A 13639-nucleotide genomic window follows, 5' to 3' on the forward strand; every position below is an offset into this window, starting at 1 on the left:
GCCAACCGTTGGGTCGCCGGCAACACCTCGTCCGAGACGGGGGTTCGAACCAATTCCCGGAAACCCGCCCAAGGGTCTCCTCCCGATCCATTGAACCTTTCCCAGAACAGGGTCTGATATCAGGCCCTCTTCAAGACAGGTTCGGCTGGACCCGGATTTCTCCGGGCCCAGCCTGTGTTTACGGGCCTTGAAGCGGCCCAAAAGCGTAAAGCTTAAGCCAGTTCGACTTCGGCGCCAGCTGCTTCCAGCTTGCCCTTGATGTCTTCTGCTTCTGCTTTGTCGACGCCTTCTTTGATTTTGCCGCCGCCTTCAACAAGTTCTTTGGCTTCTTTCAGGCCAAGACCTGTGATGCCGCGAACTTCTTTGATGACGTTGATTTTCGAAGCGCCGGGGCTTTTCAGCACGACGTCGAATTCGGTTTTCTCTTCAGCAGCTGCACCAGCGTCGCCGCCAGCTGCGCCAGCCATTACAACAGCGCCGCCAGCTGCGGGCTCGATGCCATACTCGTCTTTGAGGATGGTTTTCAGTTCTTGTGCTTCGAGAAGGGTCAGACCCACGATCTCTTCTGCAAGTTTTTTCAGATCAGCCATTTGACTTCTTTCCGTTATTAGATGTGTTCCAACGTATTGCGATATTTCGCTACACTGGTCTCAGATTGCTTAAGCAGCCTTGTCCTCGATGGTGGACAAGATGGATGCGATGTTCGAAGCAGGCGCGCCAATGGCCCCAGCGATGTTCGAAGCAGGTGCGCCGATACAGCCAGCGATAGAAGCAATAAGCTCTTCACGCGACGGCATTGCGGCGACGGCTTTAACACCGGCAGTGTCCAGAGCGTCCTCGCCCATAGCACCACCAAGGATAACGAGCTTCTCGTTGTCTTTGGCGTACTTATCCATGACCTTGGCCGCAGCCACAGGATCTTCGGAATAGGCAAGAACAGTCATACCCGTCAGGAGGTCGGCGATCGAAGCGGCCGGCTTACCTTCAAGGGCGATTTTGGCGAGCTTGTTCTTGGCAACGCGTACAGACCCACCAACTTCGCGCATTTGCGAACGCAGGTCCTGCATTTCGGCAACCGTGAGACCGGCATAGTGGGCAACCACTACAACGCCAGAGCTTTCAAAGATCTGGCCGAGTTCATCGACCACTTTTTCTTTTTGTGCTCTATCCACAGTTTCACTCCAAGTATGGAGGGTTTGACCCCTCCGGCTCATATTTTACCGGTTTTTCAAGGAAAACCCGGCAATCGGGTCCGCGATAAGGGTCCTTCGCAAAATCGCCCCGAGGCCAAGCGGCCAAGAGAATTCTTTTGTTCATTTCCCATCTCAGGCAGGAATTATGACACTTGCGCGCGGTCGCTTTTCAGCTTGGCCCACCGGCATCACCCACCGTCTCGGACGAAACGCAAAACAGCGCACGACGAATCGCACGCTGGGTTGCAAGAGTGTCTTTAGAGGGTTTGTCAGGGTTTTCCAACCCTAAAACGGGCGTACGATCCCCTACGCCCTTTAGCTACTTTCGCAACATTAGCACATTTGCCGTCGCAACGCAAAAGGGCGCCCCAAGGGACGCCCTTTCAAAACTCTATAACTCTGGCTTAGTTGCCAGTGGCGTTGTCCACATCGATGGTAACACCTGGACCCATAGTCGAGCTCAGAGAAATTTTCTGCATGTAGGTGCCTTTGGAACCCGAGGGCTTGGCTTTCTGAACGGCGTCGATGAATGCACGCACGTTCTCAACCAGCTTGGCTTCGTCGAACGAGGCTTTACCGAGGCCCGCGTGAACAACGCCACCTTTTTCAGCCTTGAACTGAACTTCACCACCTTTGGCAGCAGCAACAGCTTCTTTGACGTCCATGGTCACAGTTCCAACTTTTGGGTTCGGCATCAAGTTGCGCGGACCCAGAACTTTACCCAGACGACCAACGATCGGCATCATGTCAGGTGTCGCAATACAGCGATCGAAATCGATGGTGCCGCCTTGTACGGTTTCCATCAGATCTTCTGCACCAATGATATCCGCGCCAGCTTCCTTGGCTTCATCAGCCTTCGGACCACGTGCAAATACAGCAACACGCATGGTTTTACCGGTGCCGTTCGGCAGGCCGATTACACCACGGACCATCTGGTCAGCGTGACGTGTGTCAACACCCAGCGCCATTGCGATTTCGATGGTTTCGTCGAACTTGGCTTTCGCGTTGCCCTTAACCAGTGCAACAGCTTCTTCCACGCTCATGTTTTCTTTGCCGGCGAAAGCTTCGCGAGCGGCAGTGGTACGTTTACCTAGTTTTGCCATCTTACTTCACCTCAATGCCCATAGAGCGGGCGGAGCCCAGAATGATCAGCATCGCGGCATCGATATCGTTCGCGTTCAGATCTTTCATTTTTGCTTCGGCGATTTCTTTCACCTGAGCAGCGGTTACCGAACCGACAGTCTCGCGACCGGGGTTGTTTGCACCCGACTTCAGACCAGCAGCTTTGATCAGGAAATACGACGCAGGAGGCGTCTTGATGTCCATCGAGAAGGACTTATCCTGATAATAGGTGATCACGGTCGGGCACGGTGCGCCGGGCTCCAGATACCTGTGTCTTCGCGTTAAACGCTTTACAGAATTCCATGATGTTGATGCCGCGCTGACCCAGTGCGGGGCCGACGGGCGGGCTGGGGTTGGCTTGACCTGCAGGAACCTGCAGCTTCATTGTGCCAGCTAGTTTTTTAGCCATTTGGCTTCTCCTTTAACAACAGCGCGGGGACGCGTCCCTTTGCCACTCATTGCCGCGGTCTGGATTGGTGATCGCGATCACCGCCCCTCCCACGTTCTCAACACGTCAGCCCTGCTTCGAGACCTGCGTGTAATCCAGTTCGACCGGGGTTTCCCGGCCAAAGATCGACACAGCAACCTTTAGGCGCTGGCCTTCTTCGTCCACTTGTTCGACCAGACCGTCGAAGCCTTCGAAGGCACCATCAACGACAGAAACCTTCTCGCCGATTTCAAAGCTGATCATCAGCTTCGGTGCTTCAGCGCCTTCTTCGACGCGGCCCAGGATGCCCTGCACTTCTGCGTCACGCATCGGCATCGGGCGGCCTTGCGGGCCCAAGAAACCGGTCACGCGGTTGATCGATGTGATCAGGTGATAGCCTTCATCCGACATTTCCATGTGGACCAAAACGTAACCCGGCATGAAACGACGCTCGGTCGGAACTTTCTTACCGCGTCGTATCTCGATGACCTCTTCGGTCGGAACCAGTACTTCGTCGATCTGGTCCTCAAGACCCTTTTCCTCGACCGAGGCCCGGATTGCCTCTGCGATCTTCTTTTCGAAGTTCGACAGCACGCTTACCGAATACCACCGTTTCGCCATGTCAGCCTCTGCATTCCTGCGCCCCGAAGGGACATTTCAAATTTCGTTTCCGGGAACAAAAAATCGGCGTGCAACTTGATTCGCCGCACGCCCGTCCCGAAGTGGTGTCCGAACTACCCCTGAAACACTCTTAATTCAAGGGCAAAGACGGTACGTTAGCCGAAGTAGCCCAGCACAGCAGACAGACCGCTGCGGATACCAAGATTCACAAGCGAAAAGAACAATGCCGTAAGAGCAGCCAGCACGAAGACCATGCCGGTGGTCAATAGGACCTCGCGGCGGGTCGGCCAGGTGACTCTGGACACCTCGGCGCGCACTTGCTGGATGAATTGCAACGGATTGGTCATCTGTTCTCGGCCTTTCATAAGATAGGCGGTCAATTACGCAATGCGCGCAGGGTTTTCAAGCCTTGTACGTCAAACCACGCCTAAAAGACCTAAAGCGACAAGCATGACCATCAGTCCCGCAGTGATTTCAAGAAGGGGAACCGCACGCGCAGCCAAGGTGCCACCGCCTTGCAATATCCCTGCAAGAAGCCCGCCACGCAGACCGACAGAGACCATGGCGGTGACAATCGTAACGCTGGCGGTGCCAAGGGCCATCGCCAAGACGCCAAGGATACCCTGCCAAACCAAATTCATCTGCCAGGTCAGGACCAGTAAGAACAAAGCTCCTGTGCATGGACGGATGGCAACGCCCGCGATCAGGATCGCAAGCTCGCGCCAATTTCCGGCAGATTCGACGTCATGCAAATCTGGCGCATGCGCGTGGCCACATTCGTGGCAATGGGTGTGGTCAGCGTGGTCGTGATCGTGGTGGTGGTCATGGTCATGTGACTGGCTTTTGTTCACCCGCAGCAGCTTGCGCGCGCCTCGAAGCAGCAGATACAGCCCGATCAACGCAATCGCGCCATAGCTTGCATCCGCAAACCAATCCTCGGCTAGCCCAACCATTTGCTGTCGCGTTAGGTTCAAGACCAACACACCCGCAAAGACCAGTAGGATTGCGCTAAGCCCCTGTGCAAGCGAGGACAGCAGCGCCACCAGCGACATCCGCCACATGGTTGCGCGTGAGGCCAGCGAATAGCCACCAATCAGAACCTTGCCGTGCCCCGGTCCAACTGCGTGAAAGAACCCATACGAAAAGCAAATGGTCAAAAGAGCCACTAAGGCACCGGGCTCGCCTGCCCTAAGCGCACGCAACCCGCGCGCCATCGACGTCTGAACGTCTCGTTGCCAGTCAGCTGCCCAAGCACCCACACCGTCCAGCGCGCCCGTGGCCCACAGCAACGCAGCGACAACGATCACGGCAAAAGATAGGAGTGAGATTACTCGGAGCATTTCAGCAGCAACTGATCAGCAAACAGATCGCCCACTTCGGGATAGTTGTCGCCCTGGTATTCAGTGCTTTCCGGGCCATAAAGGATGCTTTCCACTTTGTCGTAGGCCGCGTTCAAATCGGCTGCAACATGCTCCACCGTACACCCCTCGCGACCCTCGACTGTGACGGGCAACCGCACATCATAGGCCACGAAAAAAGTCGGATCATAGATTTGTACAAGTACAGGATCCGTGTCGACCGCGATCCTGTTTTCAAGCGGACGAATATGCCAGCTGACAACGCGCCCATCTTCGTATCGCATCCCGTGTTCAACCGGTCGCGCAAGCTCTACGTCACTGCTTTGCGCCTTTAGATACAGGTCACCGGGAAAGCCAGCGGCCCAGTCCACATCCTGACCGGCAAACGCATCCATAGCGTCTTGTTCAGGCGTGCCATCCCCGTCAGCATCCAACGCATTATCTTCGACCATCAGCAGCGAATAGAACTCATCATACGCCCAGAACACCCGCACCGCGGCCAGTTGCCCCGTGTCATCGAAGATCAGATTGGCCCCAGCGTCGATAAACACATGTGGATGGCTGGCCAATGGCAAGGCCGAGGCAACGATCACGGGCAGCGACAAGACGGATGAGCGCAAATAATTCATGACCCGGATGTAGCGCGCCAACGACGCAACGACAACAGGAGCCAATCCGCTAAGCGGGGCTTCGCTGGAACGAATTTTTGTTGGATGGTGGTGGCAGGGGCACCAGGGTTCGAACCCGGGACCTACGGTTTTGGAGACCGTCGCTCTACCAACTGAGCTATACCCCTATGACCGAGAAGGCGATTACGCCAGCACGGCCGGATTATCAAGAGGTTTCATTGACATTTTTAGTGCTATCTTTCACCTAACACTAAAAACAGGCCGACAAATGAGTGATCTGGCAATATTCAAAGACGCGCCGTGGAAATCCCTTGATCCTGCCTTGCTTGCAGAGGCGTCAAAGGTACCCACAATGCTGGCCGCCGAAGAACAGCAGTTCTATGCGTGGATCACTTCTGATTGGATGAAGGGCGTGGGGGCAGTGGTTGATCTGGGCTGCTTTGCCGGCGGTTCAACCGCTCGCTTAGCGGCAGGGCATCAGAAAGCTGGGCATGATGGGTTGATCCATGCCTATGACCTTTTTCGTGCGGATGAGCGGGTAAAAGCACGCATTCTATATGCACAAGGCGTCCCAGAATTTGTTGGGGACAACATACTGGATCTTACCATCGACCTTCTGACCCCGTGGACTGAACGCATTTCACTTTATCCGGGCAGAATCGAAGAACAGACTTGGGAAGAGGGTCCGATAGAAATCCTTGTCATGGACGCTTCGAAAACAATGCAGACGATGGAGGAGATGACCCGCATTTTCTTCCCGTCACTGATCCCAGGACGCTCGCTTGTAGTACAACAGGACTATCTGTTTTGGCGCTTGCCCTGGATCGCGATCCAAATGGAACGCCTGTCCGACTATTTCACACCTGTCGCCTGCATCCCTGACAACACGGTTGCCTTCCTGAACACGAAACAAATCGATGATGAAGCGTTAGAGCGCGCCATGATCACTCCCCTGCCCGACGACCAACGGCAGTTTGCCCTCAGAAAGGCCCGACGTCGCATGATCGACGCAGGCTTTGATGTGATCAAGCCCATGGCTGATCAAGTTCGAACTCTAAGGAATCACCCAAACGCGGATCGCGCCGGTCATTTTGTTCAGAAGTATTAAGGATACAACGGCTCAGCGTCGTCACCGAGAGCGGACTAGGATGGTCAACGTAGCCGCCGCGCTCGAAACCCATGGGAACAACAACGGGACCGATATCCGCCAACTCTGCCTCCGCTAGCGAACTTGCGGGTGAAAGGGGGGCAAGGGGTGAGCACTGAAAAGTGCTATGACCGAAAGAAAAATGAACGCGATCTTTGCGAACTAATCTCCTGCCCCCTCAATCCCCCCGATGCAAAAAGGGCGCCCAGTGGGCGCCCTTTTCTTATCTTCTGTCTCTCTGGCTCTCGGTGATTTGGCTGCGCCAATTCACCTGTCGCCCTAAGAACGCAATGCGTTCTTAGTCGATGATTTTCGAGACAACGCCCGAACCAACGGTACGGCCGCCTTCGCGGATCGCGAAGCGCAGTTTCTCTTCCATCGCGATCGGAGCAATCAGTTCAACGTCGAACTTCAGGTTGTCGCCCGGCATCACCATTTCGGTGCCTGCAGGCAGTTCAACCGTGCCGGTCACGTCAGTTGTACGGAAGTAGAACTGAGGACGGTAGTTCGCGAAGAACGGCGTGTGACGGCCACCCTCTTCCTTGGTCAGAATATAGACCTCGGCTTCGAACTTGGTGTGCGGGTTAACCGAACCTGGCTTACACAGAACCTGGCCACGCTCAACAGCTTCACGGTCGATACCGCGCAACAGAACGCCAACGTTGTCGCCTGCTTCACCGCGATCAAGCAGCTTGCGGAACATTTCAACGCCAGTACAGGTGGTTTTCTGAGTGTCTTTGATGCCAACGATTTCGATCTCGTCGCCAACATTCACAACGCCACGCTCAACACGGCCGGTTACAACAGTACCGCGACCCGAGATCGAGAACACGTCTTCGATCGGCAGAAGGAATGCGCCGTCAACCGGACGATCCGGGGTCGGGATGTATTCGTCCACAGCAGCCATCAGCTCGCGGATTTTCTCTTCACCGATTTCAGGGTTCTTGCCTTCCATGGCGGCCAGCGCGGAACCCGCGATGATCGGCATGTCGTCACCTGGATAACCGTATTCGTTCATCAGTTCACGAATTTCCATCTCAACCAGCTCGAGAAGCTCTTCGTCGTCAACCTGATCAACTTTGTTCATGAAAACGACCATGGTCGGGATACCAACCTGGCGACCAAGCAAAATGTGCTCGCGAGTCTGTGGCATGGGGCCATCTGCTGCGTTCACAACCAAGATCGCGCCGTCCATCTGGGCAGCACCGGTGATCATGTTTTTGACGTAGTCGGCGTGGCCGGGGCAGTCAACGTGAGCATAGTGACGTGCGTCGGTCTCGTACTCAACGTGAGCGGTCGAGATCGTGATGCCGCGTGCTTTTTCTTCCGGCGCACCATCAATCTGGTCATAAGCCTGGAAGTCACCAAAATACTTGGTGATCGCTGCCGTCAGTGTCGTCTTGCCGTGGTCAACGTGACCAATCGTGCCGATGTTTACGTGCGGTTTACCGCGTTCAAACTTTTCCTTAGCCATGAGCCCTACGCCTCGTGTCTGGGGGGGTCGCTGACCCCGTGGTCAATATCGCGCGCTAGGTATTCGTTTGGCAAAAGAAAATCAAGGCTTGCGTGCGCCCCAACACAAGGAAAACCGCAAAACCTGCCAACCCGGATCTTAACCGCAACAATTTCGCTGGGTTACTTAATGGATCGCAGCCATCACTCTGACGTTGGCCACACCTTTTTGTCCCGGGTTTGCGCATCCGACGTGATATTACCTTCGCCACCACAGGCGGCCTGAAGCGCGCTCCAAGAACCGTCATCCAGAATCACGTCATATTCGCGTTCCAAATCCACCGCAGCCTTGGCGGCGGCGATACGGTCGGTCATCTGTGGATGTGATGCCAGATGAGCCACCAGACCTTCTGCATCGCCGTGTTCTTCATGCAACCGCTCAAAGAACGTCCCCAAAGCAACCGGCGAAATATTGGCCTTTTCCAAAAGACCATGGGCATAGTCATCCGCCGTGGCCTCGGCAGACTGACTATACGAGGCATTGATCAACTGGTTGGCTAAGAAAAGTGCAACAGTTCCACCAGCGAAATCCCCAAACAGTAGCCCAAGAACCCCTAAGTGATCCTGCCGAGCGCAAAGCGTCGCGGGTCGGATCCCTGTTCACAACATGGCCAATCTCATGCGCCAGCACAGCAGCTACTTCATCTGGGTTCTGCGCTTCTTCAATAAGTCCGCGGAAAAATACAATCCGCCCCCCCGGAAGCGCAAAGGCATTAACCATCGGGTGATCCAGAATATGGATTTGAACTTCGTATGGCAGATCCGCATCCGGGTTCAGGCGTGTGTACATGGCCTTCATCGCAGCAGTGCCCGCTGGGTCATCGCAAATCCGTAGCTGACCCTCGAAACCCGTTTCGGAAAGTGCCGTACGGATCTGTTCGAACGTGGTATCACCCAAAGCTTTTTCGCCCTCGGGCGGCAGAATTTCCGCAAGTTGTGAGGCCATGAGTGGGACCAACAGAAAAATGATGGCCGCAACTGCACCAACGGCCCCAGTGGCCCAAAGCGCTACCTTAGACAGTGGTGTGCTCCGCTCGCGCTTACCCAATGCCTTCGCATTCTGCGTAACATAGTCTTGTGCAGTTTTGTCGGTCAGATAAAGCCGCGTGATCGGATCACCTTTGCGCGCCAATACCATGACACCACGATCCGCCTGATCGCGTACCCGTCGCATGTCAGACCAAAGCCAATTCGTTTCATCACCATCAGGCAATTGCAGGACCAAACCGGTTGCATCTGCGACAACTTCAACACGCGTCAGGTGGGCGCGTTCTCCTTGCGCAAGATCAGCGAAATGCGTTTCGGCGGATTGAGCACTCATATAGCTGCCCCCACATCCAAAGCTTCGGCAAAGCCTTCCGCCTCGGCGAATTCATCGCGATCGCGCTGTACAATCTGCGCAATATTTTGGGTGTTCACGATTTTGGTCACTTCTGCAAAGTGCTGCGCCAATGGCAGCGTAATCCACGCTTGCGTCATGGCACGTGTCACAACGATGAGCAGGAAGTAGACAAATAGAAGCGCTGGAAGAAGTGCCGTGAATGCACCTTCCATCAAGTCGATATCCATATTTTCCAAATCAGCAGAACCGCCCGCAAGGACGACCAACATGAACACGAACAGAAACAGACCTGACATAACAATGTTTAACATCAGACCGCCCAGCGCATAGATCCCAATGATCCGCCAAGGGCGCGGCGCGGCGGTAAAGCGCATGTCGCCCAGTTCTTTCGCTTCGGTCATGCGCTTGAAGCTTTCTGCCCGCCAATAAGCCAACCCATAGACCAACCACGGCACCGTAAGCAGGAACATCAAAAGCCAACTGGGGTTCTCATATAATGCAAGCATTGCCGAGGCGACGACACTTAGGCCGACTGCGTAATACACGTGTTTCATCGCGCCAAACAAAAGGCCCTTTGAGCCACCCTGCACAAACCGTTGGTCCCCATAGTAAGTGCGCGAAACCCGGTATTTCTCGAGCCATAAGGTTGTCATTGGCCACAGCAACCCCAAGGTGCAGATCGCAACAATCCAATGTAGCATCGCGCGCCAGCAATAGCCCCATGCGCCGGGTTCCAATCCAAAGCGAATTCCGCGCCAGCGCGTGCGCGCCAGAATGTATCTGCGTGCGCGATACTGGGCGAAAAAGATGATCGGCGTCAGCCCCAAAAAGCTAAGGCCATAGGCCGCGTAGTTGGCATTCAACAGCGCAAAGCTGAAATACATCAGGATCAGATTCACGATCCCGATGTAGAACGCCATAAAGACCACAGCGACCAGAAAACCCAGCAATTTTTCAAGAGGGTCACCCACATATTCCAGCGGTGCACCACCTGGTCGGATAGCGCTCCAGTAATACCGTCGAAGTCGAGTCTTTGCCCAGAAACGATAGAACCCAAGGGTCAGAACCGTCAGGATACTGGTGCGCAGAGCCAGCCAGAAGATCGGTCCCTTCTCGCCAGAATATGAGATATTTAGATGGCTAGGAGGCAAACCAAATCACTCGAACTTGTTGTTGCGGGGAAACCCGTGAGGTGGGGCTTTGCCGACACCAGCGCGCTTGCCCAACCACGGCGACATGTCTGGTTCAGTGCGCGTCCGATCCCCCGAAGCGGGCCAAGACAAGCCTTCTTCTAGATTGAAGGTCTTCATATCTGACAGACCTCCATCCAGCTCAAGAATGCCCTGTTTGCCGCGTGCCGAGTTATACTTCTGCAACCGAACACCTTTGCCGCGCGTCATTTCGTTGATCTCGGACACAGGGAAGACAAGTAGGCGTCGGTTCTCAGAAATGATGGCCACGTGATCCCCGCTGACCGGAGCACAGATTTTTGCCGTCGCGTCCCCAACGTTCAATACCTGCTTGCCATTCTTGGTCTGCGCCAGCACATCGTTTTCGTTCACGATAAAGCCGTTGCCTTCGTTCGAAGCGACCAGCACCTTGCGGTCCGGCTGGTGGATGAACAAGTCAACAATCTCGGCCTCATTTGGCAGATCAACCATCAATCGCAAAGGTTCACCCATGCCGCGACCGCCGGGAAGGTTGGCGCAGGAAAGGGTGAAAAACTTGCCGTTAGAATCAAAGGCCAGCAAGCGATCGGTGGTTTCAGCATGGAACACAAATCGTGGGCCGTCCCCGTCGCGGAATTTCAGCTCGCGGCTTAGGTCGATATGGCCTGACATAGCGCGAATCCAACCCATCTGGGAACAAACCACGGTGATGGGTTCACGTTCGATCATTGCCTCAAGCGGCACATCTTCGACTTCGCCAGCTTCGGCAAACTGAGTCCGACGCTGGCCGCCCTCAAAGTTCTTTCCGAAAAGCTTCTTCGATTCTTTCAATTGCTCGGAAATACGGACCCATTGCAGGTCATCGCTGTCCAGAAGATCGCTCAAGCGAGGCACGTTCTTCCATCAGCTCATCCCGCTCGCGCACCAACTCCATCTCTTCAAGGCGGCGCAAGCTGCGCAGACGCATGTTCAAGATCGCGTCGGCCTGAACATCAGACAACTCGCCTTCGCCGGGGGCAGGACTGCGATAGTCGCTTTCGTCCATCGCGCGCGCATGCTTGATGCTCCAATCCTCGCGCATCAGCGCGGCTTTGGGGTCATCGTCATAGCGGATGATGTCAATCACACGATCGAGGTTCAGGAAGGCAACGATGAAGCCTTCCAGCACTTCAAGTCGGTGGTCGATCTTGTCCATACGGTGACGCGAACGACGCTGAAGCACATCACGGCGGTGATCAAGGAACGCGCGCAGCACTTCCTTCATCGAACAGACCTTCGGCGTTACGCCGTCGATCAGCACGTTCATGTTCAGACTGAACCGCGTCTCAAGATCCGAGTTACGGTACATCAAACTCATCAGAAGCTCGGGATCGACATTCTTTGACTTGGGCTCAAGCACGATACGGATGTCATCGGCGCTTTCATCCCGAATATCGCCAAGGATCGGCACCTTTTTGGTTTGGATCAGCTCGGCGATTTTCTCGATCAGCTTCGACTTTTGAACCTGATACGGAATCTCGGTCACAATGATTTGCCACTGACCACGGCCCAAATCCTCGATCTCGTGCTTACAGCGCAGTCGGAACGACCCGCGCCCGGTGCGATAGGCGTTGGCGATGCTTTCCGGTGGTTCGACAATCACGCCACCTGTCGGGAAATCAGGTCCGGGAACATAGTTCAGAAGCGTGTCGTCACGGACGTCCGGCGTTTTGATCAGGTGCAAGCATGCATCAATCAGTTCTGGGATATTGTGCGGGGGTATGTTCGTCGCCATGCCCACCGCAATACCCGACGATCCGTTGGCCAACAGGTTCGGAAACTCCGCGGGTAAAACAACGGGCTCGGTCAGACGTCCGTCATAGTTATCCCGGTAATCGACTGCATTTTCATCCAAGCCTTGCAACATGGCTTCCGCAACGAACGTCATGCGCGCTTCTGTATAGCGCGAGGCGGCTGGGTTATCCCCGTCGATGTTGCCGAAGTTCCCCTGCCCATCCACAAGTGGATAGCGCACGGCAAAATCCTGCGCCAAACGCGCCATGGCGTCGTAAATGGCTGCGTCCCCGTGAGGGTGGAAATCCCCCATCGTGTCGCCGGAAATCTTCGCAGACTTCAGAAACTTACCACCTGACGCCAGTTTAAGGCGGCTCATCGCATACAGGATGCGACGATGAACAGGCTTCAAGCCATCACGTGCATCGGGAAGCGCGCGGTGCATAATCGTGGACAGCGCATAGGTTAAATAGCGGTCGCCAATGGCACGGCGCAGAGGCTCTGCCAGTTCGCTTCCCCCGGTCTCGGGATTGTCGGTTACATCATTCATGGTTTTTGTGTATCCTTGAGGACGACTCGCGTAAAGCTGCCACCGCGGGTTTCCGGGGGAAATTCGAATTACATTCCCCGCGATTAGTTTTGAAGCAAAGTGTTTATTGGTGATCGATTAAGGGGGATAGTATGAGTATTATTCGAATGTCATTGTTGACGGTTGGCGTAATGGGCGCTGCCATGATGCATTATGGCCGTGACGACAATATGCCAACAGATCGGATTGGTCGGGAACCAACCATAAAGCAGGACACAATTGTTGCCGTGTCTGCGAAGGTTGAGGATACCGACACCTCTGCGGTTGTACCGGTTGTTGATGTGCCAGCCAATGCGGCTGTGACGACCCCTGCCTCATTCATCATCAAAGCAGCTGCCACTGTAGATGACGCCGCCAGCCCCGCCGCTTTGGCCGAGGCTGCCGCCCGCAAAATGGCCGCAAGCGCGCCAGCTCCTGTCAATGAGGGGGTCGCGCAACCTGCCAGTCTCAGCACTGAATTCCCAACCATGGTTGTCAGCGGCACCACCGTAAACATGCGGGGCGGACCGTCCACCCAGCATGGTATTGTCGCCCGCTTGACCCGTGGCACCGAAGTGGTCGAAACCGGACAAGTTGGCAGTGGCTGGAGCCAGATCAAAGTCGTCGACACCGGCACGCGCGGCTTTATCGCATCAAGATTCCTCAAACCGCAGCTTTAACAAGCGGTCCCTTTCAAGAGAATCAACTGAGGTGTCATTCGTGGCGCCTCTTTTTTTGTTGACCAGGTCTGCACCCTGCCCTTACCCAAATGAGTGCG

The 13639-nt window shown here is 55.1% G+C and carries 13 protein-coding genes, 1 tRNA gene and 2 pseudogenes; 2 read left to right on the plus strand and 14 right to left on the minus strand.

The genetic code is table 11. The features are described from left to right. Window positions 1-212: 212 nt before the first annotated feature. From rplL to AC0L6A_RS15095, 9 genes and pseudogenes are all read right to left on the minus strand, one after another. Window positions 213-590: a 50S ribosomal protein L7/L12 gene (rplL, locus tag AC0L6A_RS15055; RefSeq protein ID WP_473291132.1), complete on the minus strand. Its 378-nt coding sequence runs from the start codon at window positions 588-590 to the stop codon at window positions 213-215. Between the two features lie 69 nt (window positions 591-659). After that, entirely contained in the window at window positions 660-1172 is a 513-nt protein-coding gene (gene rplJ, locus AC0L6A_RS15060; RefSeq protein ID WP_473291134.1) for a 50S ribosomal protein L10, read from the minus strand. Between the two features lie 425 nt (window positions 1173-1597). Further along, window positions 1598-2296, minus strand: a complete 699-nt coding sequence (gene rplA / locus AC0L6A_RS15065; protein ID WP_473291135.1) for a 50S ribosomal protein L1 — start codon at window positions 2294-2296, stop codon at window positions 1598-1600. 1 nt (window position 2297) lies between these two features. Beyond that, window positions 2298-2724 (minus strand): annotated as a pseudogene (rplK, locus tag AC0L6A_RS15070) (50S ribosomal protein L11). Window positions 2725-2829: 105 nt separating this feature from the next. Then, the gene (gene nusG / locus AC0L6A_RS15075) at window positions 2830-3363 is read right to left on the minus strand and encodes a transcription termination/antitermination protein NusG (RefSeq protein ID WP_473291136.1); all 534 of its coding nucleotides are present in this window, start codon (window positions 3361-3363) and stop codon (window positions 2830-2832) included. A gap of 155 nt (window positions 3364-3518) precedes the next feature. Next, entirely contained in the window at window positions 3519-3710 is a 192-nt protein-coding gene (gene secE, locus AC0L6A_RS15080) for a preprotein translocase subunit SecE (protein ID WP_473293518.1), read from the minus strand. A gap of 69 nt (window positions 3711-3779) precedes the next feature. Beyond that, window positions 3780-4703: a nickel/cobalt transporter gene (locus AC0L6A_RS15085; RefSeq protein WP_473291137.1), complete on the minus strand. Its 924-nt coding sequence runs from the start codon at window positions 4701-4703 to the stop codon at window positions 3780-3782. After that, complete coding sequence (locus AC0L6A_RS15090) at window positions 4691-5350, minus strand: DUF1007 family protein (protein WP_473291139.1); 660 nt, start codon at window positions 5348-5350, stop codon at window positions 4691-4693. The genes AC0L6A_RS15085 and AC0L6A_RS15090 overlap by 13 nt, the downstream gene beginning before the upstream one ends. Before the next feature lie 91 nt (window positions 5351-5441). Then, window positions 5442-5517, minus strand: a tRNA-Trp gene (locus AC0L6A_RS15095). Window positions 5518-5618: 101 nt separating this feature from the next. Here AC0L6A_RS15095 and AC0L6A_RS15100 point away from each other — a divergent pair. After that, window positions 5619-6458: a class I SAM-dependent methyltransferase gene (locus tag AC0L6A_RS15100; protein WP_473291140.1), complete on the plus strand. Its 840-nt coding sequence runs from the start codon at window positions 5619-5621 to the stop codon at window positions 6456-6458. A gap of 337 nt (window positions 6459-6795) precedes the next feature. On the opposite strand, the gene tuf is transcribed toward AC0L6A_RS15100, so the two are convergent. From tuf to parC, 5 genes and pseudogenes are all read right to left on the minus strand, one after another. Further along, complete coding sequence (tuf, locus tag AC0L6A_RS15105; protein WP_246929063.1) at window positions 6796-7971, minus strand: elongation factor Tu; 1176 nt, start codon at window positions 7969-7971, stop codon at window positions 6796-6798. Window positions 7972-8153: 182 nt separating this feature from the next. Next, window positions 8154-8498, minus strand: a complete 345-nt coding sequence (locus tag AC0L6A_RS15110; RefSeq protein WP_473291141.1) for a M48 family metalloprotease — start codon at window positions 8496-8498, stop codon at window positions 8154-8156. Continuing rightward, window positions 8479-9330: a M48 family metallopeptidase gene (locus AC0L6A_RS15115; RefSeq protein WP_473291143.1), complete on the minus strand. Its 852-nt coding sequence runs from the start codon at window positions 9328-9330 to the stop codon at window positions 8479-8481. The genes AC0L6A_RS15110 and AC0L6A_RS15115 overlap by 20 nt, the downstream gene beginning before the upstream one ends. Beyond that, window positions 9327-10502, minus strand: coding sequence for a DUF898 family protein (locus AC0L6A_RS15120; RefSeq protein ID WP_473291144.1), 1176 nt, complete (start codon window positions 10500-10502; stop codon window positions 9327-9329). Before AC0L6A_RS15120 ends, AC0L6A_RS15115 begins: the two co-directional genes overlap by 4 nt. Window positions 10503-10508: 6 nt before the next feature. Then, window positions 10509-12843: pseudogene (gene parC / locus AC0L6A_RS15125) on the minus strand (DNA topoisomerase IV subunit A). Between the two features lie 131 nt (window positions 12844-12974). Between parC and AC0L6A_RS15130 the strand changes: the two are divergent. After that, entirely contained in the window at window positions 12975-13541 is a 567-nt protein-coding gene (locus tag AC0L6A_RS15130) for an SH3 domain-containing protein (RefSeq protein ID WP_473291145.1), read from the plus strand. Window positions 13542-13639: the final 98 nt, after the last annotated feature.

It is taken from the genome of Aliiroseovarius sp. D2-2, assembly GCF_055809455.1.

Bases quoted from the DNA above. Each gene is read 5' to 3' on its own strand.
- rplA (WP_473291135.1), bottom strand. From the start codon at position 2,296: ATGGCAAAACTAGGTAAACGTACCACTGCCGCTCGCGAAGCTTTCGCC.
- nusG (WP_473291136.1), bottom strand. From the start codon at position 3,363: ATGGCGAAACGGTGGTATTCGGTAAGCGTGCTGTCGAACTTCGAAAAG.
- secE (WP_473293518.1), bottom strand. From the start codon at position 3,710: ATGACCAATCCGTTGCAATTCATCCAGCAAGTGCGCGCCGAGGTGTCC.
- AC0L6A_RS15085 (WP_473291137.1), bottom strand. From the start codon at position 4,703: ATGCTCCGAGTAATCTCACTCCTATCTTTTGCCGTGATCGTTGTCGCT.
- AC0L6A_RS15115 (WP_473291143.1), bottom strand. From the start codon at position 9,330: ATGAGTGCTCAATCCGCCGAAACGCATTTCGCTGATCTTGCGCAAGGA.
- AC0L6A_RS15090 (WP_473291139.1), bottom strand. From the start codon at position 5,350: ATGAATTATTTGCGCTCATCCGTCTTGTCGCTGCCCGTGATCGTTGCC.
- AC0L6A_RS15100 (WP_473291140.1), top strand. From the start codon at position 5,619: ATGAGTGATCTGGCAATATTCAAAGACGCGCCGTGGAAATCCCTTGAT.
- tuf (WP_246929063.1), bottom strand. From the start codon at position 7,971: ATGGCTAAGGAAAAGTTTGAACGCGGTAAACCGCACGTAAACATCGGC.
- rplL (WP_473291132.1), bottom strand. From the start codon at position 590: ATGGCTGATCTGAAAAAACTTGCAGAAGAGATCGTGGGTCTGACCCTT.
- AC0L6A_RS15130 (WP_473291145.1), top strand. From the start codon at position 12,975: ATGAGTATTATTCGAATGTCATTGTTGACGGTTGGCGTAATGGGCGCT.